This window comes from Leclercia sp. LTM14, from assembly GCF_023736175.1.
GTDB classification, from domain to species: domain Bacteria; phylum Pseudomonadota; class Gammaproteobacteria; order Enterobacterales; family Enterobacteriaceae; genus Enterobacter; species Enterobacter barmai.
On sequence record NZ_JAIKTT010000005.1, the window covers coordinates 235,671 to 258,063 of the forward strand.

Annotated in this window: 16 protein-coding genes and 1 pseudogene; 14 read left to right on the forward strand and 3 right to left on the reverse strand. The window is 55.8% G+C overall.

The window, feature by feature from the left end:
• Positions 1 to 2: 2 nt before the first annotated feature.
• From K5I40_RS13440 to K5I40_RS13470, 7 genes are all read left to right on the forward strand, one after another.
• A complete protein-coding gene (locus K5I40_RS13440; RefSeq protein ID WP_223074731.1) occupies positions 3 to 548 on the forward strand; it encodes a formate hydrogenlyase complex iron-sulfur subunit in 546 nt (181 codons plus the stop codon).
• Complete coding sequence (locus K5I40_RS13445) at positions 545 to 1,309, forward strand: NADH-quinone oxidoreductase subunit B family protein (RefSeq protein ID WP_039031430.1); 765 nt, start codon at positions 545 to 547, stop codon at positions 1,307 to 1,309. The genes K5I40_RS13440 and K5I40_RS13445 overlap by 4 nt, the downstream gene beginning before the upstream one ends.
• A complete protein-coding gene (locus K5I40_RS13450) occupies positions 1,309 to 1,719 on the forward strand; it encodes a formate hydrogenlyase maturation HycH family protein (protein WP_139564507.1) in 411 nt (136 codons plus the stop codon). The genes K5I40_RS13445 and K5I40_RS13450 overlap by 1 nt, the downstream gene beginning before the upstream one ends.
• Positions 1,712 to 2,167: a hydrogenase maturation peptidase HycI gene (hycI, locus tag K5I40_RS13455; RefSeq protein WP_223074732.1), complete on the forward strand. Its 456-nt coding sequence runs from the start codon at positions 1,712 to 1,714 to the stop codon at positions 2,165 to 2,167. The genes K5I40_RS13450 and hycI overlap by 8 nt, the downstream gene beginning before the upstream one ends.
• Positions 2,168 to 2,937: 770 nt before the next feature.
• A complete protein-coding gene (locus K5I40_RS13460; RefSeq protein WP_223074733.1) occupies positions 2,938 to 3,312 on the forward strand; it encodes a cell envelope integrity TolA C-terminal domain-containing protein in 375 nt (124 codons plus the stop codon).
• A 156-nt stretch (positions 3,313 to 3,468) separates the two neighbouring features.
• The gene (locus tag K5I40_RS13465; RefSeq protein ID WP_223074734.1) at positions 3,469 to 4,017 is read left to right on the forward strand and encodes a hypothetical protein; all 549 of its coding nucleotides are present in this window, start codon (positions 3,469 to 3,471) and stop codon (positions 4,015 to 4,017) included.
• Positions 3,996 to 4,631, forward strand: coding sequence for a transglycosylase domain-containing protein (locus tag K5I40_RS13470; protein ID WP_223074735.1), 636 nt, complete (start codon positions 3,996 to 3,998; stop codon positions 4,629 to 4,631). Before K5I40_RS13465 ends, K5I40_RS13470 begins: the two co-directional genes overlap by 22 nt.
• Before the next feature lie 488 nt (positions 4,632 to 5,119).
• Here the strand turns inward: K5I40_RS13470 and K5I40_RS13475 are convergent, their stop codons facing one another.
• Together K5I40_RS13475 and K5I40_RS13480 are read right to left on the reverse strand one after the other, a co-directional pair.
• Entirely contained in the window at positions 5,120 to 5,575 is a 456-nt protein-coding gene (locus K5I40_RS13475; RefSeq protein WP_223074736.1) for a hypothetical protein, read from the reverse strand.
• A 441-nt stretch (positions 5,576 to 6,016) separates the two neighbouring features.
• The gene (locus tag K5I40_RS13480; RefSeq protein ID WP_223074737.1) at positions 6,017 to 7,927 is read right to left on the reverse strand and encodes a tyrosine-protein phosphatase; all 1,911 of its coding nucleotides are present in this window, start codon (positions 7,925 to 7,927) and stop codon (positions 6,017 to 6,019) included.
• 406 nt (positions 7,928 to 8,333) lie between these two features.
• Here K5I40_RS13480 and K5I40_RS13485 point away from each other — a divergent pair.
• Together K5I40_RS13485 and K5I40_RS13490 are read left to right on the forward strand one after the other, a co-directional pair.
• Positions 8,334 to 9,022: pseudogene (locus tag K5I40_RS13485) on the forward strand (hypothetical protein).
• A 214-nt stretch (positions 9,023 to 9,236) separates the two neighbouring features.
• Positions 9,237 to 9,716, forward strand: a complete 480-nt coding sequence (locus tag K5I40_RS13490; RefSeq protein ID WP_223074738.1) for a type VI secretion system tube protein TssD — start codon at positions 9,237 to 9,239, stop codon at positions 9,714 to 9,716.
• A gap of 279 nt (positions 9,717 to 9,995) precedes the next feature.
• Here K5I40_RS13490 and K5I40_RS13495 read toward each other — a convergent pair whose 3' ends face one another.
• Positions 9,996 to 13,322: a peroxidase family protein gene (locus K5I40_RS13495; RefSeq protein WP_223074739.1), complete on the reverse strand. Its 3,327-nt coding sequence runs from the start codon at positions 13,320 to 13,322 to the stop codon at positions 9,996 to 9,998.
• Positions 13,323 to 13,895: 573 nt separating this feature from the next.
• Between K5I40_RS13495 and hydN the strand changes: the two genes are divergently transcribed.
• The 5 genes from hydN (at position 13,896) to fdhF (K5I40_RS13520) (ending at position 22,188) form a co-directional block, all read left to right on the forward strand.
• The gene (hydN, locus tag K5I40_RS13500) at positions 13,896 to 14,441 is read left to right on the forward strand and encodes an electron transport protein HydN (RefSeq protein ID WP_223074740.1); all 546 of its coding nucleotides are present in this window, start codon (positions 13,896 to 13,898) and stop codon (positions 14,439 to 14,441) included.
• A 38-nt stretch (positions 14,442 to 14,479) separates the two neighbouring features.
• Positions 14,480 to 16,630 carry a formate dehydrogenase subunit alpha gene (fdhF, locus tag K5I40_RS13505; RefSeq protein WP_223074741.1) on the forward strand — a complete coding sequence of 717 codons (2,151 nt, stop codon included), beginning with the start codon at positions 14,480 to 14,482 and terminating at the stop codon, positions 16,628 to 16,630.
• A 3-nt stretch (positions 16,631 to 16,633) separates the two neighbouring features.
• Entirely contained in the window at positions 16,634 to 18,856 is a 2,223-nt protein-coding gene (gene hypF, locus K5I40_RS13510; RefSeq protein ID WP_223074742.1) for a carbamoyltransferase HypF, read from the forward strand.
• Between the two features lie 20 nt (positions 18,857 to 18,876).
• The gene (locus K5I40_RS13515) at positions 18,877 to 19,890 is read left to right on the forward strand and encodes a HoxN/HupN/NixA family nickel/cobalt transporter (protein WP_375540640.1); all 1,014 of its coding nucleotides are present in this window, start codon (positions 18,877 to 18,879) and stop codon (positions 19,888 to 19,890) included.
• Positions 19,891 to 20,040: 150 nt separating this feature from the next.
• Positions 20,041 to 22,188: a formate dehydrogenase subunit alpha gene (gene fdhF, locus K5I40_RS13520; RefSeq protein WP_223074743.1), complete on the forward strand. Its 2,148-nt coding sequence runs from the start codon at positions 20,041 to 20,043 to the stop codon at positions 22,186 to 22,188.
• Positions 22,189 to 22,393: the final 205 nt, after the last annotated feature.

The window sequence follows — 22,393 nt, forward strand, 5'->3', positions numbered from 1 at the left end:
CCATGTTTACCTTTATCAAAAAAGTGATCAAAACCGGCACGGTCACGGAGTCGTACCCCCTCCAGCCGATTGCGGTAGATAAAAATCTGCGCGGCAAGCCGGAGCACGACCCTAAGCAGTGTATCGGCTGCGCAGCCTGCGTAAACGCCTGCCCGTCCAACGCCCTGACGGTGGAGACGGACCTGCAGTTCGGCCAGTTGACCTGGCAGTTCAACCTCGGGCGCTGCATCTTCTGCGGACGCTGCGAAGAGGTCTGCCCGACCACCGCCATCAAGCTCTCTCAGGAGTACGAGCTGGCGGTGTGGAGCAAAGCGGATTTCCTGCAGCAGTCACGCTTTGACATCTGCAATTGCCGGGTCTGCAAACGCCCCTATGCGGTACAGAAAGAGATTGATTACGCGATTGCCCTGCTGCGCCACAACGGCGATAAGCGCGCCGAATCGCATCGCGAGAGTTTTGAAACCTGCCCGGACTGCAAGCGCCTGCAGGGGCTGACCCCGGCGGACAAGATCCAGCTGACCCGGGAAATGGAGGAAGCGACACGATGAGCGAACTGTTAGGGCCACGTAACGAACAGGGGATGCCGGTCCCGGTGACGGTGGACGAGTCCATCGCCAGCATGAAGGCCTCGCTGCTGAAAAAAATCAAACGCTCCGCCTACGTCTACCGCGTGGACTGCGGCGGCTGCAACGGCTGCGAGATTGAGATCTTCGCCACCCTGTCGCCGATTTTCGACACCGAACGCTTCGGCATCAAGGTGGTGCCATCCCCGCGCCACGCCGACATTCTGCTGTTCACCGGGGCGGTGACCCGCGCGATGCGCTCTCCGGCGCTGCGCGCGTGGGAGTCCGCGCCCGATCCGAAGATCTGCATCTCCTACGGGGCCTGTGGCAACTCCGGCGGCATCTTCCACGACCTGTACTGCGTCTGGGGCGGTACCGACAAAATCGTCCCGGTTGATGTGTACATCCCCGGCTGCCCGCCGTCGCCAGCCGCGACGCTGTACGGCTTTGCCATGGCGCTGGGGCTGCTGGAGCAAAAAATCCACGCCCGCGAACCGGGAGCGCTGGACAACCAGCCCGCCGAGATCCTGCATCCTGAGATGGTGCAGCCCCTGCGGGTTCGCATCGACCGCGCCGCGCGTCGTCTGGCGGGCTACCGCTATGGCCGCCAGATCGCCGACGACTTTATGCGTCATCTGATCGAGGGCGACGCGAGCGTGGCCCGCTGGCTGGCGAACGAGAACGATCCGCGCCTGAACGAAATTGTCGCCAACCTCATTGAGGTGGTCGGGCAGGAGCGTGTGTGATGAGTGAGACGGTGGTATTCAGCCAGCTCAGCCGCAAGTTCATTGACCAGAATGACGACACCCCCGCCGATGCCCAGCAGGTGATCTACTACGGGCTGGCCATCGGCCACCATCTGGGGGTGATCGACTGCCTGGAGGCGGCGCTCACCTGCCCGTGGGAGGCCTATCTGGACTGGATCGCCACCCTGGAGGAGGGGAGCGAGGCGCGGCGCAAAATGGAGGGCGTGCCGCGCTACGGGGAGATCGTCATCGACGCGAACCATATCGTGATGCTGGCCAGCGCCTTTGACGCCGCAATCGCGCGCCAGACGGCGCAGCAGCAGGAATGGAGCCGGGCGATGCTCGGTATGCTCCACGCCATTCACCAGGAAAACGCCATCTACCTGATGGTGAGGAGGCAACGTGACTGATGTTTTACTCTGCGTCGGCAACAGCATGATGGGCGACGACGGTGCCGGTCCGCTGCTGGCCGAAATGTGCCGGGAAGCGCCGCGCGGCGACTGGGTGGTGTTCGACGGCGGCAGCGCCCCGGAGAACGACATCGTGGCGATCCGCGAGCAGCGCCCGGCGCGGTTGTTGATTGTGGATGCCACCGACATGGGGCTCAACCCCGGCGAGATCCGCCGCATCGACCCGGACGACATCGCCGAGATGTTTATGATGACCACCCACAACATGCCGCTGAACTACCTGGTGCATCAGCTGCGCGAAGATGTGGGGGAGGTGGTATTTTTGGGGATTCAACCGGATATCGTTGGATTTTATTATCCGATGACGGAGGCGATTAAAGCTGCCGTGGAGAGGGTTTATGAAAGTTTGTTAGACCGGGATGGGGTGTGGGTGTTTGAGGAGTTGTAGTTTTGTAGGCCGTGCAAGGCGTCAGCCGCCGCCCGGCAGAAGCGAGCGTAATGTTTAAACCAGATTGCTGACTGCGTGTACCTCTCTGAAATACCCGGTGGCGGCTAGCGCCTCACCGGGCCTGTGCCTGTGTTTTGTAGGCCGTGCAAGGCGCCAGCCGCCGCCCGGCAGAAGCGAGCACAATGTTTAAATCAGATTGCTGACTGCATGTGCCTCTCTGGAAAACCCGGTGGCGGCTAGCGCCTTACCGGGCCTACTTATTGATAGAGCAGGTTTTGTAGGCCGTGCAAGGCGTCAGCCGCCGCCCGGCAGAAGCGAGCACAATGTTTAAACCAGGTAGCTGACTGCGAGTACCTATCTGAAAAGCCCGGTGACGGCTTACGCCTTACCGGGCCTACTTATTGATAGAGCGGGTTTTGTAGGCCGTGCAAGGCGCCAGCCGCCGCCCGGCAGAAGCGAGCACAATATTTAAACCAGGTAGCTGACTGCCTGTGCCTCTGTGAAATGCCCGGTGGCGGCTTACGCCTTACCGGGCCTACTTATTGATAGAGCAGGTTTTGTAGGCCGTGCAAGGCGTCAGCCGCCGCCCGGCGGAAGTGAGCACAATGTTTAAACCAGGGTGCTGACTGCGTGTACCTTTCTACAGGACCTGTGCCTGTGTTTTTATCAGTTCTGATTTTCGTGAAGTGGTAAACCGAAATTAATTTTGGCGGGTATATGAGAATGGGAGTTAAGGCGTGAGGTTGCGTGAAAGTGCAGGGAAGATATTTATGCTCGCAGTTGTGGTCAGCCTGGCGGCGGGTTGTGCGCCGTTACATCCTTCTGGCTGCCATAAAACCACCGCGATGGGGAGTTGCAGTTCTGGCCGCTGGGACGATCAGGATGAATGGGGTGCGCAGGCGCGGGGGATTAAGGCGGCGATAGAGGATAAAATCGCTGAGCCAGGACGCTGGAAGGGAAAGAAATGCAGGTTGCATATGGAATTTGCGCAGGATGGTAGGGCGTTGAAGGTGTCTACCAGCGATGGCGATAAAGGGTATTGTGAGGCGGTGAAATTGGCGGCTCAAAAGGCTAAGTTTCCGGGGTTTAGTAATCCGGAAGTGTATCGGGATTTTGAGAAGGTTGGGTTTGATATGCGGGGGTAGGTGGGGGAGTATTTTGGCATGTGCGATATGTGCCAAGAGCGGATATTAGACTTGCCACATACTCGTAAATCTTAACAAGATAGCTTGTATATGATTTGAAGTTGCTTTTTGCCTGAGAATGTAACATTATGTAAAAAATGAAAAGCAAGGAAATTTATGAATCAACTTCATGATTTTTTTATCATATTTTTGAAATCGCTTGAGTCGTTTTTAACTTTTATGTCCACAAATCAAATCTTAAGTGGTGCTGTTGCTACTCTCATTGCAGCTGTGTTGATTTTTATATTCAAGGAATATATTAAACCGCCACCTAATTTTTCTGGAGTTTTTGAAATTGAATGTGAAACACTACAATCCGCATATAACCCTTACTTAAATTTAAAAACATTTTATACACTTGTTTTAATATGTGATAACAATAGTATCGAAGGATACATTGAGAAAACAAAAGATATTGAAAATAATAATAACATAAGGCCATACACTGGCAAGTATAGAAACACTGGCGAAGTCCGGGGGGTGATCAAGCGGAATTATTTAAGGAAAAATCATGCCTCATTAAATATAAAAATGAGGGGTGAATTGAGGAGTTATACTATCCTGTTATATTTTCGGAAGGTGAATTCGAATATTATGTATGGTAAGTTTTGGTCAACTGCTGCAGATTCTTCAGGAGATGTTAAATGGCAGCGAAGCGCTTTTTAATTCTCTTAATGTCATCGCCATATTTATTATTGGCAGTAGTGGTTTTCAAATTTAGGGTAAAAACTGTTATTGATGATTATTATAAATGTATTGAATACATAAGGTTTAGTTCAAGAAATGAAAATGCTATATCATTATTTTTAATTGATGTTTTAAGAGTGGCTGAGGATCATCGACAACTATTACACAGAGGCGTTGATCCAGTTGCTATTTTAAGAACTATATATCTGAGATTATTTAAAAACATTCGTCAAGGCGCAAGTACTATAGACCAACAGTTTGTTAGAACAATAACTAAAAGATATGAGAAAACAGTTCGAAGAAAAATAAGAGAGCAAGTATTGGCCATTCTTGTCAGACAGGCCTCAACCGCAGATGATATTTGTAAAGCTTATATATCCTGTTGCTACTTTGGTTATGGCACTTATGGGATAGCTAAACTTATCAAAACTCATGCAAGTGTTAGTGACTTTGACATTGCAGCACGAGTTAAGTACCCATTCAAGAAAAATGTTGACGAGTTAACTGAAGGCAAATTTAATCGAAGGGCGATATATATTTCTTATTTATGTAAAGTAAACCCAAATAGGGTGTCGATTTTTTTAAGAAAATAAATTTAAAAATTTATCAGTCTATGAATGTTTTTAATTTTCTTTAAGGGTTTTGCATAATTCTCGTATGCTTGAGCTTAAAAATATTTTTTTACTGTCAAGTTAAAATTATTTGTAATGGTTAGATTTTGTCTGGTGTGGACTGAGAAAAACAATAAGGGGTACTTATGGGGTGCCATCTAAATTGAGTGATTAAAAAATATATATTATTCATTTGGTTAATGATTTTTTGTTCTTGATATCTCTTGTCAACCGAGAACCATTGGAAGTATCAGCTAAAATTTTTATTTTAACAGAGTCATACATATGTGCTCGTTGCTATTAAAAGACATTGGTTCATTCTCATACATTACAACCGTTATTTCCAAAGTATAAAAAATAAAGTACTCGAAACCCCTACCGCTAACTCTATTCTTAAAAGTATTTAGGGGCCAGCCACAGCCCCTTTTCACAACCTTAAATCAGATCGCCTTCACCACATTCACCCGCACTCAATGCACGCTGCTATAAGGCTCCTTCACAAACTCATTCAACAACCAGACCAGATCGTGCAGCAGTCCCGCCAGTTCTTTCTCAACACTTGCAGGCAACGTTCCCCCCAAAATGGCCTGCACCAAAGCCAGCGCATAATCCACCTGGGGAGCGGTATCCTGCCAGCAGTCCGGCATACAGGAGGTAAGCGTTTCCCCCTGGATCAAATGCGCGAGAATATGCGGCGGGAGATCCGCATCGCAAAGTTCACGCAACTGGCGCAGGGCGTGCAGCAGACGTTCGCAGAGCGCAGTACGGGAAGAACTGTCGTCAGTTTCAATCAGCACGCTCACTAGCGCAGCGCAGTGATCGGCGACCTCAAAGATATCCGATTCAGCGGTAAGGGGTAGGGGGATGAGGTGATCAATAACGCTTTCGTCAGAGTGACGGTAAGTAAAAGTTTGGGTAGTCGCCATATTAGGCATCCTCTCTGTATTAAATGAATTAACCAGCCTAAGAGTTCCTACGCTCAAAGGAGGTAGCACTGACGGAGGTAGGAATGCCGCCTACAGAGGAAAACGGCCAGTCTCGCGACTGCTCCGCCAGTGCCACCGTGATTTTACGGGATATGCACTGTCGCGACATACAAATATCGCTCTGTAGAATGCGGGTTCCTACGCCCGGTTGCGGATGTGCCGCAACGCAGTCACATTACGAGCCTGATAACGGGAATAAAAGCGTTAACCCTGAATTACATAGGGTTACTTTGAGGTTTGCGAGGCGCCTTCCAGAAAGGCCATGCCGGGGGCGCTTCGCTTGCCCGGCCTGGGATGCTACCGGCAATGTGCGAGAAGCCGCTTTAAAGTCTTCCGGCTGCGTTTTCATCTTCGCAACCGGAAAGCAGAATACGTGAATGGTTAAAATGCTATCGCGACGTCTAATTGACCTGTCACACCGTCGCTGTGAGTATCTGCTGAGAGATAATCCACGCGCGTCGCGACCGTGATGTTACGGTATTCCCCGTTCAGACGCAGACCCGCTTTGTACAGATTTTTGCTGCCGAACGAAGAGGTTTGATCAACACCAATTCCATAAAGCGTCCCGTGACTGCTCGCGTTATCGTCATTCAGCAAGCGTTCATAGCCCACATTGATGCCCGGCGTTAGCGCCCAGCTTCCCACCTGTTGCGATAACAGGGCTATGCCCAGATCGGCGGTTGCGCTGGTTTGTGTTTCATTAACGCCTGCCATATCCAGCGCCAGTTCACTGCCTTTCTCCTGAAATCCATCAATCGAGAGGTGAGTGACCTGCACTCCCAGCGCGGGATCGAGCGTCAGTGAGGATGCCATTGTGAGCCAACCCACTGAGGCCCGGCCGCTGTAGTACTGACCACTGCTGTCCCCCTGAGCCGTCCCTAAGCCACCCCCCAGATGTCGCTCGCTCTCATAATCGATGTATCCCGCACTCCCTTGTATACCCGCCCACGGACCGCTATTGAGTGAACGGAAACCATAGCGAGCACCAAGCGTTGCCGAGGTGGTATGCGTTTTCACCTCTCCCCCTGCCGCAGAAACAGAACCCTGGCTGTAACCGATGGCGCCGTTAGCGGTTGCGGAGTCATTAAAGCGGTGCGTGACGCCAACAAGCGCTCCGTTGGTATGCTCATTACTGGAACTTGCGCCGTCTTGGCTGTCTGTTCCAAGGTAACTTGTCAGCCCTTGCAGCCAGACCTGAGACTGCTCCGTTTGAAGGTTACGGCCCGTAATCTGTGGCGCAATGGCGTCGTACTGTCGCGATGGCTGACGCAGCAGATAGCTTTCGGCATCAGCATGAACCTGGCCGCCAATTTGTTTTTCCACGCCGCCTAAGGATCTCTGATCGATGGCATTCTGGAGATAATAGTTGTACGCGGTGTAGTGTCCGGAGAGTGCCGAATCCTGCAGAGCATTTAGCACGCTGGCCCCCGCCCCCGCATTGCCAGACAGATTTTCCTGACCGGGCAGCGTCAAATAGCGCACCATCTTGCCTCTGAGCACATAAATTGTGGCCTGGTCGAGGCCCAGCCCGTCTTTGAGATAACTGTCCATTGAACCATAGCTGGCGACGACCTGATCCAGGCCTGCCTGTAACCAGTTTGCCCGTACACCCATCAGTGCGGCGTACGTCTCTTTCATCGAGGCCGGGAGCATGGCGACGGTGGCATTAAGGCGTGCCGCTGTGTAATCGTTGGTGGCGAGATAGTTCGCCATAATATCGTCCTGACTAACGCCCGCTATTGATTGCAACACCGCACTAATCCACCCCGTGCGATCCTTGCCAGCCGTGCAATGATAGAGCGCAGCCTCATCCGCGTTAGCCAGCTCCCGAAAGACTTCGCCGAGTCCCTGACGGGCATAATCGCTGGTGACAAAGTTACGCTCTCCCTCTTCCATCATCGCGTCCACATCGCCGACGGTCATCTTACTGAGATCAATCACGAACGTGCCGTTATTCCCGATGAGATCGATGTTCACATATCGACTGCCATCAGGCAGCGTATCGGCCTGCGCGGCCACTTCCGACGGGGATCGCACATCAATCACCGTGGAAATCGCCAGGCTGTTGAGCGTGGCAAGATCGTCGCCCTGCGGCGTCAGAGCATTGGAGCGATAGAACACGCCAGAGCGCATCTCACCGTTATAGGTGGTGGTGTAGGCCGTATCGATTCCGGCGACATCACGGAAATTATCGATCCCGGCGAGACGGGGCGTGTTGAGGACAGTTTCAGCCTGAGCGGTAGTGCAGAGCAGGCAAATCAGGACAGCCAGAGGACGTGCGGACGATTTCAAAGCAATACTCCTTGCAATTAAATGTTAACAAGGCGCGGAGTATATTGAGGAAATGTTGCATTAATGTTGTAATTTAAATCATCTTATTGATTGTGAAGGGGGACGAGTGAAGCGCCTTCCAGAAAGGCCATGCCGGGGGCGCTTCGCTTGCCCGGCCTACGATGCTAATACTACAGTTTGTCATAAAAATGATATTCCGCCTTTTCAACGGCCACAGCGGAAATATAAAACTATTATCTTTAGTTATGTCGATGATTGCACCTATAAATACTATGACTAATATGCAGGGTATTTAGACGTTCTCTTATAAGTATATTACTTGTCAAATCTAACTTGCTTATTTACTCATCAACTGTCACCTCTTATAATCGCTTTTGCTACTTAAGTTAAATTGCCAGGGGCGGCTATGTACTATAACAATGAAGTTATTAGCTATTTACAATCAAACAATATCCTCGCTTTAAAATTAGATCGTGCACTAACAGGCGTTAGAGAAGTGGTTTCCACGCAGATAGAAACCATAGGCGCAGGTGCTAAACGAGCCCTATATTACACGTCCTGCTTTACTGACGATTATCAGGATGTATGTAGAAACCAAAAGAATGAAGATATTCGTTTTGCAAATGGCGTTGTTCACGTCTTTCAGAACAAAGATATTGCTTATGAAATGCTTCGTATTTATTTCGATGGTATATTTCAGTACAAAACATCAGAACAGTTAGAGAACATCAAGCGTAAGTTAATGGCGGTCACGTTCATATTGCCGCAAGTTCTCTCACCAACGCCGGATTCGCATTAGCGGTCGCTTACTATGTCGCTATCGGTATGAACTTAAGTCTCGAAATGAGTGCGTTGGTCGGCCGTAAGACCAGAGGGGTTGTTGCCGTTGCGAATATGTATGGCGTCGTTCAGAAAGCGGCTGACAGTGCGCAGCGTCTGAAATATCTCTATCCAGCCTATTACTCAGCGTTGTACTCACGGGAGCTTGAAATGATGTATTTTCTGATAGAGCCATTATTTGAACGAGCCGGAGCTTTCTCTTATATCACATCGGATAGCGATATAGCCGATATCATCACTAAGATGATTAGATAATTATGAATAATATTATATACAGAATATTCAGGCGAATATTTAAGTCTTTGCTCTCCGACTATGGTCCGGGCATATTAACAATATTATTTGCATTCGTGCTGTTACATTTTTTCCCAAACGGTCCTTTATGGCCTATACCTGTGTTTTTTTTGTTGGTTCTGATTTTCATAAAGTGGTAAAGCTCACTTTGGTTTTTAAATAATAAGGAAATTATATGTCTACACCCGCGTACTTATGGCTTGAAGATGAAAATGGTTCGCCAATTGTAGGTGGTTGTATTATGCCGCTACGGTTAGGCTCAATTGAGCTTAAGTCGTTCTCACACGGTGTCACTATTCCGGTAGATCCGAACTGGGGAAAGCTTACTGGTACACGTATCCATCGCCCTATCTCTGTTGTGAAAGAGTTCGACAACACCACACCTCTTCTTTATCGTGCAGTATGTGAAGGAAGAACGATGAAGAAAGCCACAATTAAGATGTACCGAATCCTCGATTCAGGCATAGAGGCTGAATATTTTAATATCATTCTGGAGAATGTTAAATTTACAACGGTTGCACCCTATCTGGCTCCAAATGGAATGAGTAGCACTCATCTTGAAACACTGGAGCTACGTTATGAGGCAATCACCTGGAAATACACGGATGGAAATATTATCTACCGTGACACATGGAATGATCGTTGGTGTGCGTGAAGGGAAAGATTTAATTGCTCCAGGGTTCCAGGCGCGACTAGCTAATGTCCAGGGTTAACTACGGGAGCAAAAGCGAATTCCGCTCTTCGCTTAATGCTCCTCGTCATGACTACTTAAGAAACAGACTCTGCAACCATCGCCGCCAAAGCCCCAAAAAATCAAGCATTCTACTAACTATCAACACTTCGAATATTCAACCAAACCGCCAGCACAAGCCTACTAACAAAACTACAAACCTCTAGCTCTGTTGGCCTGTGCTGGCGCGCCTTAACCTTCCCCTTATCCGATCAGCACAAAATCATGCATATCGACGGTGTTAGCCTTTACGTTCTCCAGCGTAATGATATTGCCATTAGCCGGGTTGCCGAGGGTAATCAGGGTGCTGTTCCCGGCTCCCCCGGCAATACTGACGCTGCTGGCAAAGTTCGCCGCGCTAATGCCCAACGCGCTCAGGTCGAGATAGTCCTGCCCACCGCTGGGATTGCTGTCGAAGCCGCCGGTAATGCGGTCTCGCCCGAAGCCTGCGCTAAATACGAAGGTGTCATTTCCGGCACCGCCGTTCAGAGTATCGTCACCCTGGCCGCCCTCGAGCCTGTCGTTACCCGCTCCGCCTGTCAGCTTATCGTTACCCGCTCCGCCCTGAAGGTTATCGGCGCCGTCACCCCCATCCAGGGCGTCATTTCCCGCGCCGCCGTTCAACTGGTCGTTTCCTCCCATGCCATACAGCGAGTCATTGCCGCTGCCACCGGTGATGGTGTTGGCAGTGGCATTCCCTCTGCCGGTGAAAGCGCCTGTCCCGGTGAACACCAGGGTTTCAACGCTGGTGGTGAGCGTGTAATTGTTGAGGGTGGTCTGGACAACATCATTGGTCCCGCTATTGAGATCTTCCTTGACGACATCCTTCGCATTATCAACCAGATAAATATCGTCTCCGGCACCGCCTGCCATGGTATCGGCACCTGCGCCACCCTCGAGCCTGTCGTTGCCCGCTCCGCCTGTCAGCTTATCGTTACCGGTCCCGCCCTGAAGGATGTCGGCACCGTCACCTCCATCAAGGGTGTCATTACCGCTGCCGCCGTTGAGGCTATCGTTGCCGGCCCCGCCGTTCAGCGTGTCGTTACCGGCCCCACCGTTCAGAACGTCGTGACCGATCCCGCCATTGAGGATGTCGTTGCCGCTCCCGCCGTTGAGGACGAGGTTGTTGTTGGCAACAACCGGCGGTTTACCGAGCTGGCTGGTCCCGAAGATGTCCTCGGGAAGATTGGTCAGGCCGGTGTTGCGTGCCACGATGGCGGCAAAGCCCTGCTCCTCGAGGACGTCGTAGAAGTCCAGATGCTCCACGCGGTCGATATAGTAGAGCCGGTCACCTTCCTGGATGCGGTCAAGTTGCTCGTGGATAATGACCCAGAAGGTCTGGCCCACCACGCCGCCATTGATGTGCTTCTCGGCGAGTCCGCCCACGAACAGGTCCACCCTGTCGATGCCCTTGACGGTGTTGCCGTTAACAAACTGATAGCCAGGGTTGGCCGCCAGGAAACCGGCAATCTGTGAATCCTCCAGCACGAGGTCCGGATAGGCCTGTTTGAACTGCGCAATGACGGTGTCGCTGAGGTTGTTCCGGGCCTGGAAGTCCTCCCATGAACTGTATGGCGTGAGATCGCCGGCAAAGCTGACCGCCTCCTTCACGTAGGGATCGCGGGAGGCCAGCAGGTCGGCGCGGATCTGGTTCATCGAACCCAGACCAACGTCCCACTCGCGGGCGACGTCGAAGGCGAACACGTCAGCACTCATACGCACCAGGTCGTTTCGCACAGCGTCGACGATATTGACGTCGACCTCTTCCGCCGCCTGGACAACACCTCCGGCGATGATCCCGGCGGCACCCAGTTGCTCATAGCCTGGTTTTGGAGAGTAGGGCAGTTGCGATGCAGGGAATTTGAACGCGCTGGTGTCGTTGGTCGGGTTGAGGAACGCGTCAAACAGCGGGACCTCCGTGGCATTGCCCTGCGCGTCGAGCACCGTCAGCGTCTGGCCGATTAGCGAATGACCGAACCGGTAAGCGGCCACCGCAAACTCGTGCGAGACGCGGGCATCCGTTTCCGGGTTGTACTCGACGAAGCCGTGATCGCCTTCGCCTCTCATGCCGCCCAGCAGCTTGTCGGCAAAGTCGGTGTAAATAACGCGCTGATATTCCGCCTCGTTGATGATCTTGGCCGCCTGGAACAGCTCTTCCGCGGTTCCCACAAATCCGGCCTCGAGCAGTCCGTTGACGTGGAAGTTGTGGTTCCGCGCCCAGATGTTGTGCACCGCAGTGAGGGCGATGTTCTCGTTCGCCCGTCCGTCACCCGCCACGTAGTGGTCGAGCAGGTTGATAAAGGGGTTGGTGTCGAGCAGCAGCGCAAAGCCGCTTCCCATGAAATTAGCGGTCATGGCAGGGAGCATCGACTGGTTGATCGCGCCATTGCTGTCGACCAGTCCGGCGTAGTACTCCCGGAAGGTGGCGTTGTGATCCCCCGGCAGCGAGGTGTCGGAGAACAGCGTGTTGTTGTTCCAGTGATGCAGGATCAGTTCTCTCAGCGTAGGCAGCAGCTTAAAGTTCGGATTGGAGGGATCCAGTCCGCCCTCCAGCAGCTTGCCCGTAAACCCGCCCAGCCCGTCGCCTTCGCGCAGGAACTGGCCGACGAGCTCGTTCGAGCCGTAAGTCTGGTTCTGGTCAGCGAATGGCGAGGTCTTATTGAGATGCTGCGGGATGCCGTTGGCATCAATGCTGTCAACGGTGCCGCGCGTCAGGTCGGCGGGATTGGGCACCGAGCCCGGCGCGCCAATCTGGATGGTTCCGTTCCCGCCCTTGGCGAGGAAATCGAGACCGTGATCGAAGTACTGACCGAAGGCTGTGAACAGGCTGTTCACGTTGGCGGCGTTGCCGGAAAGCTCTGCTTCCTGGGTGCCAAGGGCATCGCTGATGGCACGCGGATCCAGCCCGGCGAACAGGGGGTTGATGTCGCGGTTGTGCGTCGTCTCGTTGTAAGCGCCGTAGTGCGCGTCGGTGAGTCGTATAAACGGTTGATCGGCTGAACCATAGTCAAGGTGAGTACGGTTATTGCCGGTGCCTTCGAGATCGCGGATCCCGAGGGCATCGTTGTCTTCACCGCCTTCACGCCCGTTGACGAGCTCCTTCAGGCTGGCGACGTCGCTGGCAGTGAGCGGGAAGGCACCGTCGCCGGCAACATCGTCTTCGCCGTCGCCCCCGGCATCATCGTCGTCCGCCGAGGATTTCTGGCTCGCCAGGATAACGGGGTCGGCCGCTTTTTTCACTTCAACCGTGGATAAGAGGGTGGCGGTCTGGTCAGGGATAATCTTTGACGGCGGCGACGCTGTCCCGGTGTATTCCGCTTTATAGGAGGGAGCAAACAGGCGCTGGAAGCTATGATCTGTCGTATCAGGCTTGTCCTGTCGTGTGACCAGATTACTGAATCCAACATCCGGGGGGCTCGTACTGACTGGCACCTGGCTGAGTATATTGGCGTTGGCGCCGTCGAAATACGCTTGTGTTATCGCGTTTTGCTGGAGGAGATATTTAAGGTCATGCTTTTTGACATTGTTCATGTTCATTACTCTCAATAATGATTATGACAAGGCATGGAAATGCGCAGCCCGCATTACACGCCTGGATTTGCTAAATAACATATGCACTTAGCTTCTCTTGTTATATCGCGACGCGTCCCTGGCTAAATTAATAAAGTCAAAAAGCAACAGCCTTCAATAACTATCCAGCGATCCAATAACAGATGTGAACTTTTCCAGGAAGATATTTGAGGAAACCCCCGATAATAATTGATTATTAATTTGGCCAGGTTAAAAACAATAAGATAAAAGTTTAAAGACAGTTCTGATAAATAATACGTTACTATCACCGCTTCGCTGTTATGGCGAAACGAACCTATATCCTGGGTAATTATAATAATCGTAAGCGTGCTTATTTATTCGCGAAAATAAGTGAGTGAATAGCTTTGTATTATCACAGAATGGTCGTTCACTACCCTAACGTCACTCCTGTCATCGTCACTTATGACGACGACACCTCGCCATCAAACAAAACCCCTTTAAATTCAACAAACTAAATTCTGGCGCGATTTATGCATACCTTCCCGCGTTTATAATCATTGCCGGAGTTAAAGGATGAATCGCTTTATCATTGCCGATGCCAGCAAATGCATCGGCTGTCGTACCTGTGAGGTGGCCTGCGTTGTTTCCCACCACGACACCCAGGACTGCGCGTCGCTGACCCCGCAGAACTTCCTGCCGCGCATTCACGTCATCAAAGGCGTCAACGTCTCCACCGCCACCATGTGCCGCCAGTGTGAAGATGCCCCCTGTGCCACCGTCTGCCCGAATGGGGCGATCACCCGCGATAACGATTTTGTTCACGTCCACCAGGAGCGCTGCATCGGCTGCAAAACCTGCGTGGTCGCCTGTCCTTACGGCGCGATGGAAGTGGTGCTGCGGCCGGTTGTCCGCAGTATCGGCAGCGGGCTGAACGTGATGTCGGAAAAAGCCGAAGCCAACAAATGCGATCTCTGCCATCACCAGCCGGACGGCCCGGCGTGCGTGCAGGCCTGTCCGACCAACGCCATTGTCTGCATCGACAGAAAAAAACTTGAGCAGCTGAGCCTGGAGAAACGCTGTCGGGCGGCTCTGGACAATGTCTCTTCCATGATGCTGTAAGCATTGCTTTCTTTTCACTTTTAGCAGGTCTGTTACTGATGAAAAAAATCACCAGCGTTTGCCCTTACTGCGGTGCGGGCTGCAAATTAAAACTCGTCGTTGAGAACAATAAAATCGTCCGTGCCGAAGCGGCAGAGGGCGTCACTAACCAGAATCAGCTGTGCCTGAAGGGCTATTACGGCTGGGACTTCCTCAACGACACCCGCATCCTGACGCCGCGCCTGACGCAGCCGATGATCCGCTACCAGAAGGGCGGCAAGTTTGAGCCGGTCTCCTGGGATGAGGCCATTCGCTACACCGCCCGGCGTCTGGGGGAGATCAAGGCGAAGTATGGCCCGCGCGCCATCATGACCACCGGCTCGTCGCGCGGAACGGGGAACGAAACCAACTACGTGATGCAGAAGTTTGCCCGTGGGGTGCTTAACACCAACAACGTCGACTGCTGCGCCCGGGTGTGCCACGGGCCGAGCGTTGCCGGGCTGCAGGAGACGCTCGGCAACGGGGCGATGAGCAACTCCATCAGCGATATCGAACACTCAAAATGCCTGCTGATCTTCGGCTACAACTGCGCCGACTCGCACCCCATCGTCGCCCGCCGGGTGATCAAAGCCAAACAGAACGGCGCGAAGGTGATCGTCTGCGATCCGCGCAAAATCGAGACGGCGCGCATCGCCGACCGCCATCTGCAGATCAACAACGGCTGCAACATGGCGCTGGTCAACGCCTTCATCTATACGCTGCTGGAGGAGAACCTCTACAACAGCGACTACGTGGCGCGCTATACCGACGGGCTGGAAACGCTGCGTGAAACGGTGCGCGACTACGCTCCGGAAAATGTCGAAAGCATCACCGGCGTCAGTGCCCGGCAAATCCGCGATGCGATGCGCATTTATGCCGCCGCACCGTCCGCCACCGTGATGTGGGGGATGGGTGTCACCCAGTTTGGTCAGGCGGTGGACGTGGTGAAAGGGCTCTCGACCCTGGCGCTGCTCACCGGCAACCTCGGGCGCGAACACGTGGGCGTCGGCCCGGTGCGCGGCCAGAATAACGTCCAGGGGGCCTGCGACATGGGCGTCATTCCCAACCAGTTCCCCGGCTATCAGGACGTGACCGACCCGCAGGTGCGCGAGAAGTTTGCCCGGGCGTGGGGCGTCGATCCTGCGCGGATGGATGACCAGGTGGGCGTGCGCATCACCGAAGTGCCGCACCTCGCGCTGGAAGGGAAGGTGAAAGCCTATTACATCATGGGGGAAGATCCGCTCCAGACCGAGGCGGACCTGGGCCTGGTGCGCAAAGGCTTTGCCGCCCTCGATTTTGTGGTGGTGCAGGACATCTTCATGACCAAAACCGCCGAGGCGGCGGACGTGCTGCTGCCCGCCACCTCCTGGGGCGAACACGGCGGGGTCTTTACCTGCGCCGACCGCGGCTTCCAGCGCTTCGAAAAAGCCGTCGAGCCAAAGTACGACGTGAAGCGCGACTGGGAGATCGTCAGCCTGATCGCGACAGAGATGGGCTACCCGATGCACTATCGCGACAACCAGCAGATCTGGGACGAGATGCGCGAGCTCTGCCCGCTGTTCTACGGCGTGACGTACGACAAAATGGGCGACATGGGGCACGTCCAGTGGCCTTGCCCGACGCTCGACCATCCGGGCACGCCGTGGCTCTACGAGGGCAACCGCTTCGACACGCCGAACGGCAAAGGCCAGCTGTTTGCCGCCCCGTGGCGCAAACCTGCGGAAATGCCGGACGCCGACTATCCGCTGGTGCTCTGCACCGTGCGCGAGGTGGGTCACTACTCCTGTCGCTCCATGACCGGTAACTGCGCCGCGCTGCAGGCCCTGGCGGATGAGCCGGGCTTTGTGCAGATGAACCCGCAGGATGCGGCAACACTGGGTATTCAGGATCGCCAACTGGTGTGGGTCAGCTCCCGTCGCGGGAAGGTGATCAGCCGGGCGGACGTCAACGAGCGCATCAATCAGGGCGCGGTCTACATGACCTATCAGTGGTGGATTGGGGCCTGTAACGAGCTGACCCAGGACAACCTTGATCCCATTTCGAAAACGCCGGAAACCAAATACTGCGCGGTCAAAATCGACGCCATCGCCGATCAGCCCTGGGCGGAAAATTACGCCCAGACCACCTATCACGACATGAAATCACGCCTGCGTGAGGCGGTAGAGAGTTAATCAATGAGTACAAACGGCACGCTGGTGCGCATTCGCGGCAAAGTCCAGGGGGTGGGATTCCGCCCCTGGGTCTGGCAGGTGGCGCAGCAGCTGGGGCTTAAGGGCGACGTCTGCAACGACGGGGCAGGGGTGGAGGTGCGCCTCTTCGGTGAGGCGCAGGCTTTTATCCGCCAGCTTGCCGCCGGATGTCCGCCACTGGCGCGCATCGACGACATCAGCCAGCAGCCCTGGCGCTGGGCGCAGCGCCCGGTGGATTTCACCATTCGTGCCAGCGCCCACGGCCAGATGACCACCCAGGTGGTGCCGGATGCTGCCACCTGCCCCGCGTGTCTGGCCGAGATGAACGATCCGCGCGAGCGCCGCTACCGCTACCCGTTTATCAACTGCACCCACTGCGGGCCGCGCTTCACCATTATCCGGGCGATGCCCTACGACCGCCCGGCCACCACCATGGCGGCGTTTGCGCTCTGTCCGGCCTGCGAGGCGGAGTACCGCAACCCCGCCGACCGGCGCTTTCACGCCCAGCCGGTGGCCTGTCCGGACTGCGGGCCGCAGATGAGCTGGCTGAGCGGCGAGGCGCGAGAGGAGCGGGAGCCCGCCCTGCAGGCCGCTGTGACAATGCTGAAACAGGGCGGGATCGTGGCGATAAAAGGGCTGGGTGGTTTTCATCTGGCCTGCGATGCGCAAAACCCTGCGGCGGTGAATACCCTGCGCGAGCGCAAACGCCGCCCGACCAAACCGCTGGCGGTGATGATCCCCGAGCGTCTGGCGGTGTGGCTGCCTGCTGACGTGCAGGCCCTGCTGCGCTCCCCGGCCGCACCGGTGGTGCTGGTGGCTAAACACACGCTGTTTTGCGAGGCCATCGCCCCCGGCCTTAACGAGGTGGGGGTGATGCTGGCCGCCAACCCGCTCCAGCACCTGCTGATGCATGATCTCGATCGCCCCCTGGTGATGACCTCCGGCAACCTCAACGGCTGTCCGCCAGCGTTGACCAACGCCAAAGCCCTGCGCGATCTGGCCGGGATCGCCGACGGCTGGCTGCTGCACAACCGCGATATCGTCCAGCGCATGGACGACTCGGTGATGCGCGCCAGCGGCGAAATGCTGCGCCGTGCCAGGGGCTTTGTGCCGGACGCGCTGCCGCTGCCGCCCGGTTTTGAGCATGCGCCGTCGCTGCTCTGTCTCGGGGCGGATCGCAAAAATACCTTCTGCCTGGTGCGCGGCGGGCAGGCGGTGCTGAGCCAGCATCTGGGGGATCTGCATGATGACGACGCGCAGGCCCAGTGGCAGCAGGCCCTGACCGCTATCCAGGAGGTCTGGCAGTTTACCCCCGAGCGGGTGGTGACCGACGCTCATCCCGGGTATCGCTCCACGCAACTGGGGGAGGCGATGCCCTGTCCGCAGCATCGCGTGCTGCATCACCACGCCCACGCCGCGGCCTGCATGGCGGAGCACGGCTGGCCGCGCGACGGCGGAGATGTGATTGCCCTGGTACTGGACGGCATCGGCCAGGGCGAAAACGGCGCGCTGTGGGGCGGGGAGTGCCTGCGGGTGAACTACCGCACCTGCGAAAAGCTGGGCGGACTGCCTGCGGTGGCGCTGCCCGGCGGGGATCTGGCCGCGCGCCAGCCGTGGCGCAACCTGCTGGCTCAGTGGCAGGCGTTTGTGCCGGAGTGGCCGACTCTGCCACAGGCTGAACTGCTGGAGAATAAACCCTGGCAGCCGCTGGCCCGGGCCATCGAACGCGGGATCAACGCGCCGCTGGCCTCCTCTGCCGGGCGGTTGTTCGACGCCGTGGCAGCGGCGCTGAACTGCGCCCCGGAACAGATGAGTTATGAAGGGGAGGCTGCCTGTCGGCTGGAGGCGCTGGCTCTCTGCGCCGCGCCGCAGAGCCATCCGGTTACGATGCCGGTGCGCGACGGCGAGCTGGATATGGTCACCTTCTGGCGGCAGTGGCTGAGCTGGCAGGCGTCTGACGCTGAGCGGGCGTGGGCTTTTCACGACGCGCTGGCTAAAGGGCTGGCGACGCTTGCGGGCGAACATGCCCGGCAGCGTCAGCTCTCCACCATTGTGTGCAGCGGAGGCGTGCTGCACAACCGCCTGCTGCGGGAACGTCTGCAGTTCTGGCTGAGCGATTTTACCGTGCTGTTTCCCTGGCGGCTTCCCGCCGGTGACGGGGCGGTGGCATTTGGGCAGGCAGTGATTGCCGCCGCGATTTTTTCTTGAATCTGGATCTGACTATGTACATGAAATATTTCAATAACCATCCAAAAGCCATGGCGCTGATGCTGGCGTTAATCGCAACCAACATTCTGGCCTGGGCGCTGGCCTTTTACCTCTTTCACGCCACGCCGTCGCTGCTGGCGGCCAGCCTGCTCGCCTGGTGCTACGGGCTGCGACACGCGGTGGACGCCGACCACATCGCCGCCATTGATAACGTCACCCGCAAGATGATGCAGCAGGGCAAACGCCCCTGCGGCGTGGGGGCCTGGTTCTCGCTGGGGCACTCGACGATTGTGGTGCTGGCCTCCATTGCCATCGCCGCCACCGCCACGGCGTTCAGCCGCAATATGGAGTGGTTCCACGAAACCGGCGGCACCATCGGGACGGCGGTCTCGGCTTTCTTCCTGCTGGCGATGGCGCTGGTGAACCTGGTGATCCTGCGCGACGTCTGGGGCAGCTTTAACAAAATGAAGCGCGGCGAAAGCGTGCCGGATGCGGTGTCGTTTGCGCAGGGCGGGGTGATGAACTGGCTGTTCCGCTCGGCGTTCCGCCTGGTCACCCGCAGCTGGCACATGTATCTGGTGGGCTTCCTGTTCGGCCTCGGGTTTGATACTGCCACCGAGATCGGCGTGCTGGGGATCTCCGCCGCCGGTGCCTCCAGCGGCATGTCGGTGTGGGCGATTATGGTCTTCCCGCTGCTGTTCACCAGCGGCATGGCGATGATCGACACCCTCGACAACCTGATTATGGTGGGCGCGTACGGCTGGGCGTTCAACAAGCCGCAGCGCAAGCTCTACTACAACATGACCATCACCGGCACCTCGGTGGTGGTGGCGCTGTTTATCGGCGGGCTGGAGGCGCTGGGTCTGCTGGCGGATAAGCTGGGTCTGGAGGGCGGCCTGTGGAACGGCGTCGCGGCGCTGAACGACAACCTGGGCAACGCCGGGTTTATCGTGGTCGGGCTGTTTGTCGCCTGCTGGCTCATCTCCCTGATTAACTACCGCTTTAAAGGCTACGACGCCCTGGTCGTCCGCTAACGTCATCCCTGTCCGTTCGTCATGACACTTTTGACGAACGGACCTCTCACCTTCATTTATCCCACTATTTTTCAATGGCTTAATTTAATATTTCAGGCTGGCATAGTTAATGCATAGCGCTGGGGACATATTACCAACGGAGTAACACCGATGAAGAAAGTCGTCACGGTTTGCCCCTATTGCGCATCGGGTTGCAAAATCAACCTGGTGGTCAATAACGGCAAAGTCGTCAAGGCTGAGGCAGCACAGGGTAAAACCAACCAGGGCGATCTCTGCCTGAAAGGGTATTACGGCTGGGATTTTATCAACGACACCAAAATCCTCACCCCGCGCCTGAAATCGCCAATGATCCGTCGCGAGCGCGGCGGCAAGCTGAAAGCCGTCTCCTGGGACGAAGCGCTGGACTACGTTGCCGGCAAGCTCAGCGCCATTAAGGCCGAGCACGGCCCGGACGCGATCATGACCACCGGGTCATCGCGCGGCACCGGGAATGAAACCAACTACATCATGCAAAAATTTGCCCGCGCGGCAGTCGGCACCAATAACGTCGACTGCTGCGCGCGCGTCTGACACGGCCCATCGGTTGCAGGTCTGCACCAGTCGGTCGGTAACGGCGCAATGAGTAACTCCATTGTCGGTATTGAGAATGCCGATATGGTCTTTATTTTTGGCTACAACCCGGCGGATTCGCACCCTATCGTGGCGAACCGCGTGATCAAAGCCAAACGCAACGGGGCGAAGATTATCGTCTGCGATCCGCGCAAAATTGAAACTGCGCGCATTGCGGATATGCATCTGGCCCTGAAAAACGGCTCCAACATCGCGCTGCTTAATGCGATGGGGCACGTGATTATTGAAGAACAGCTGTACGACCGCGCGTTTGTGGCGGCACGTACCGAGGGCTTCGAGGAGTATCGCAAAATCGTCGAAGGCTATACGCCGGAGTCCGTTGAGGCGGTCACCGGGGTCAGCGCCGCGTACATCCGCCAGGCGGCGCGGATGTACGCGGCGGCAGAAAACGCGGCGATCCTCTGGGGAATGGGCGTGACCCAGTTCTATCAGGGGGTGGAAACCGTGCGCTCGCTCACCAGCCTGGCGCTTCTGACCGGCAACCTCGGCAAGCCGTCCGCAGGGGTTAACCCGGTGCGCGGCCAGAACAACGTGCAGGGCGCGTGCGACATGGGTGCACTGCCGGATACCTATCCGGGCTATCAGTACATCAATAAACCGGAAAACCGGGCCAAGTTTGCCAAAGCCTGGGGCGTTGACTCGCTGCCTGCCCATACCGGGTATCGCATCAGCGAACTGCCTCACCGGGTGGCCCACGGCGAAGTGCGCGCCGCGTACATCATGGGGGAAGATCCGCTCCAGACGGACGCCGAGCTCTCTGCGGTGCGTAAGGCGTTTGAGGAGCTGGAACTGGTTATCGTGCAGGACATCTTTATGACCAAGACCGCTGCCGCCGCCGATGTGATCCTGCCGTCCACCTCCTGGGGTGAGCACGAAGGGGTCTACACCGCCGCCGACCGTGGGTTCCAGCGCTTCTTTAAAGCGGTCGAGCCGAAGTGGGATCTGAAAACGGACTGGCAGATCATCAGCGAAATCGCCACGCGGATGGGCTACCCGATGCACTACAGCAATACCCAGGAGATCTGGGACGAGCTGCGTCATCTGTGTCCGGATTTCTACGGCGCCACCTACGAGAAGATGGGCGAGCTGGGCTATATCCAGTGGCCGTGTCGTGACGAGTCAGAGGCCGATCAGGGGACCGATTACCTGTTCGAAAAAGAGTTCTCCACCCCGAACGGGCTGGGGCAGCTCTATACCTGTGACTGGGTCGCGCCGATCGACAAGCTGACGGAGGAGTATCCGCTGGTGCTCTCGACCGTGCGTGAAGTGGGGCACTACTCCTGCCGCTCGATGACCGGTAACTGTGCCGCGCTGGCAGCGCTGGCCGACGAGCCGGGCTATGCGCAGATCAACACTGCCGACGCGGAGCGTCTCGGCATTGAAGATGAGGCGCTGGTGTGGGTCACCTCGCGTAAAGGGAAGGTCATCACCCGCGCGCAGGTGAGCGATCGACCGAACAAAGGTGCGGTGTATATGACCTACCAGTGGTGGATTGGTGCCTGTAACGAGCTGGTGACGGAGAACCTGAGTCCGATTACCAAAACGCCGGAGTATAAGTATTGCGCCGTGCGCGTGGAGCCGATCGCCGACCAGCAGGCTGCGGAGCAGTATGTGATTGATGAGTATCATAAGCTGAAGACGCAGCTCAGGGAGATGGCGGTTGGGTGAGCATTAGGGGGAGGGAAACATGCGGATGCTGTGGTGGTTCCGTTCACCATACGTTCGCTGCTTCTCTGTAACCTAGGTCACCCGTGAACGTGTAAAGGGGGCTATCTGCACTGAACCCCGTTTCCTGGACACCTCTATTCTTGTGTTTTTTCTGCCTGAGTCCGGTACGCCACCGGGCTCAGGCCGCCAGTTTTCAGGCTGATTC

What these genes read in the sequence shown, in the direction of transcription:
- fdhF (WP_223074741.1), top strand. Translation starts at nt 14,480, where the DNA reads ATGAAAAAAATCACCAGCGTTTGCCCTTACTGCGGTGCGGGCTGCAAA.
- K5I40_RS13495 (WP_223074739.1), bottom strand. Translation starts at nt 13,322, where the DNA reads ATGAACAATGTCAAAAAGCATGACCTTAAATATCTCCTCCAGCAAAAC.
- hydN (WP_223074740.1), top strand. Translation starts at nt 13,896, where the DNA reads ATGAATCGCTTTATCATTGCCGATGCCAGCAAATGCATCGGCTGTCGT.
- K5I40_RS13515 (WP_375540640.1), top strand. Translation starts at nt 18,877, where the DNA reads ATGAAATATTTCAATAACCATCCAAAAGCCATGGCGCTGATGCTGGCG.
- K5I40_RS13460 (WP_223074733.1), top strand. Translation starts at nt 2,938, where the DNA reads ATGCTCGCAGTTGTGGTCAGCCTGGCGGCGGGTTGTGCGCCGTTACAT.
- K5I40_RS13475 (WP_223074736.1), bottom strand. Translation starts at nt 5,575, where the DNA reads ATGGCGACTACCCAAACTTTTACTTACCGTCACTCTGACGAAAGCGTT.
- K5I40_RS13490 (WP_223074738.1), top strand. Translation starts at nt 9,237, where the DNA reads ATGTCTACACCCGCGTACTTATGGCTTGAAGATGAAAATGGTTCGCCA.
- K5I40_RS13445 (WP_039031430.1), top strand. Translation starts at nt 545, where the DNA reads ATGAGCGAACTGTTAGGGCCACGTAACGAACAGGGGATGCCGGTCCCG.
- hypF (WP_223074742.1), top strand. Translation starts at nt 16,634, where the DNA reads ATGAGTACAAACGGCACGCTGGTGCGCATTCGCGGCAAAGTCCAGGGG.
- K5I40_RS13440 (WP_223074731.1), top strand. Translation starts at nt 3, where the DNA reads ATGTTTACCTTTATCAAAAAAGTGATCAAAACCGGCACGGTCACGGAG.
- K5I40_RS13465 (WP_223074734.1), top strand. Translation starts at nt 3,469, where the DNA reads ATGAATCAACTTCATGATTTTTTTATCATATTTTTGAAATCGCTTGAG.
- K5I40_RS13470 (WP_223074735.1), top strand. Translation starts at nt 3,996, where the DNA reads ATGGCAGCGAAGCGCTTTTTAATTCTCTTAATGTCATCGCCATATTTA.
- K5I40_RS13450 (WP_139564507.1), top strand. Translation starts at nt 1,309, where the DNA reads ATGAGTGAGACGGTGGTATTCAGCCAGCTCAGCCGCAAGTTCATTGAC.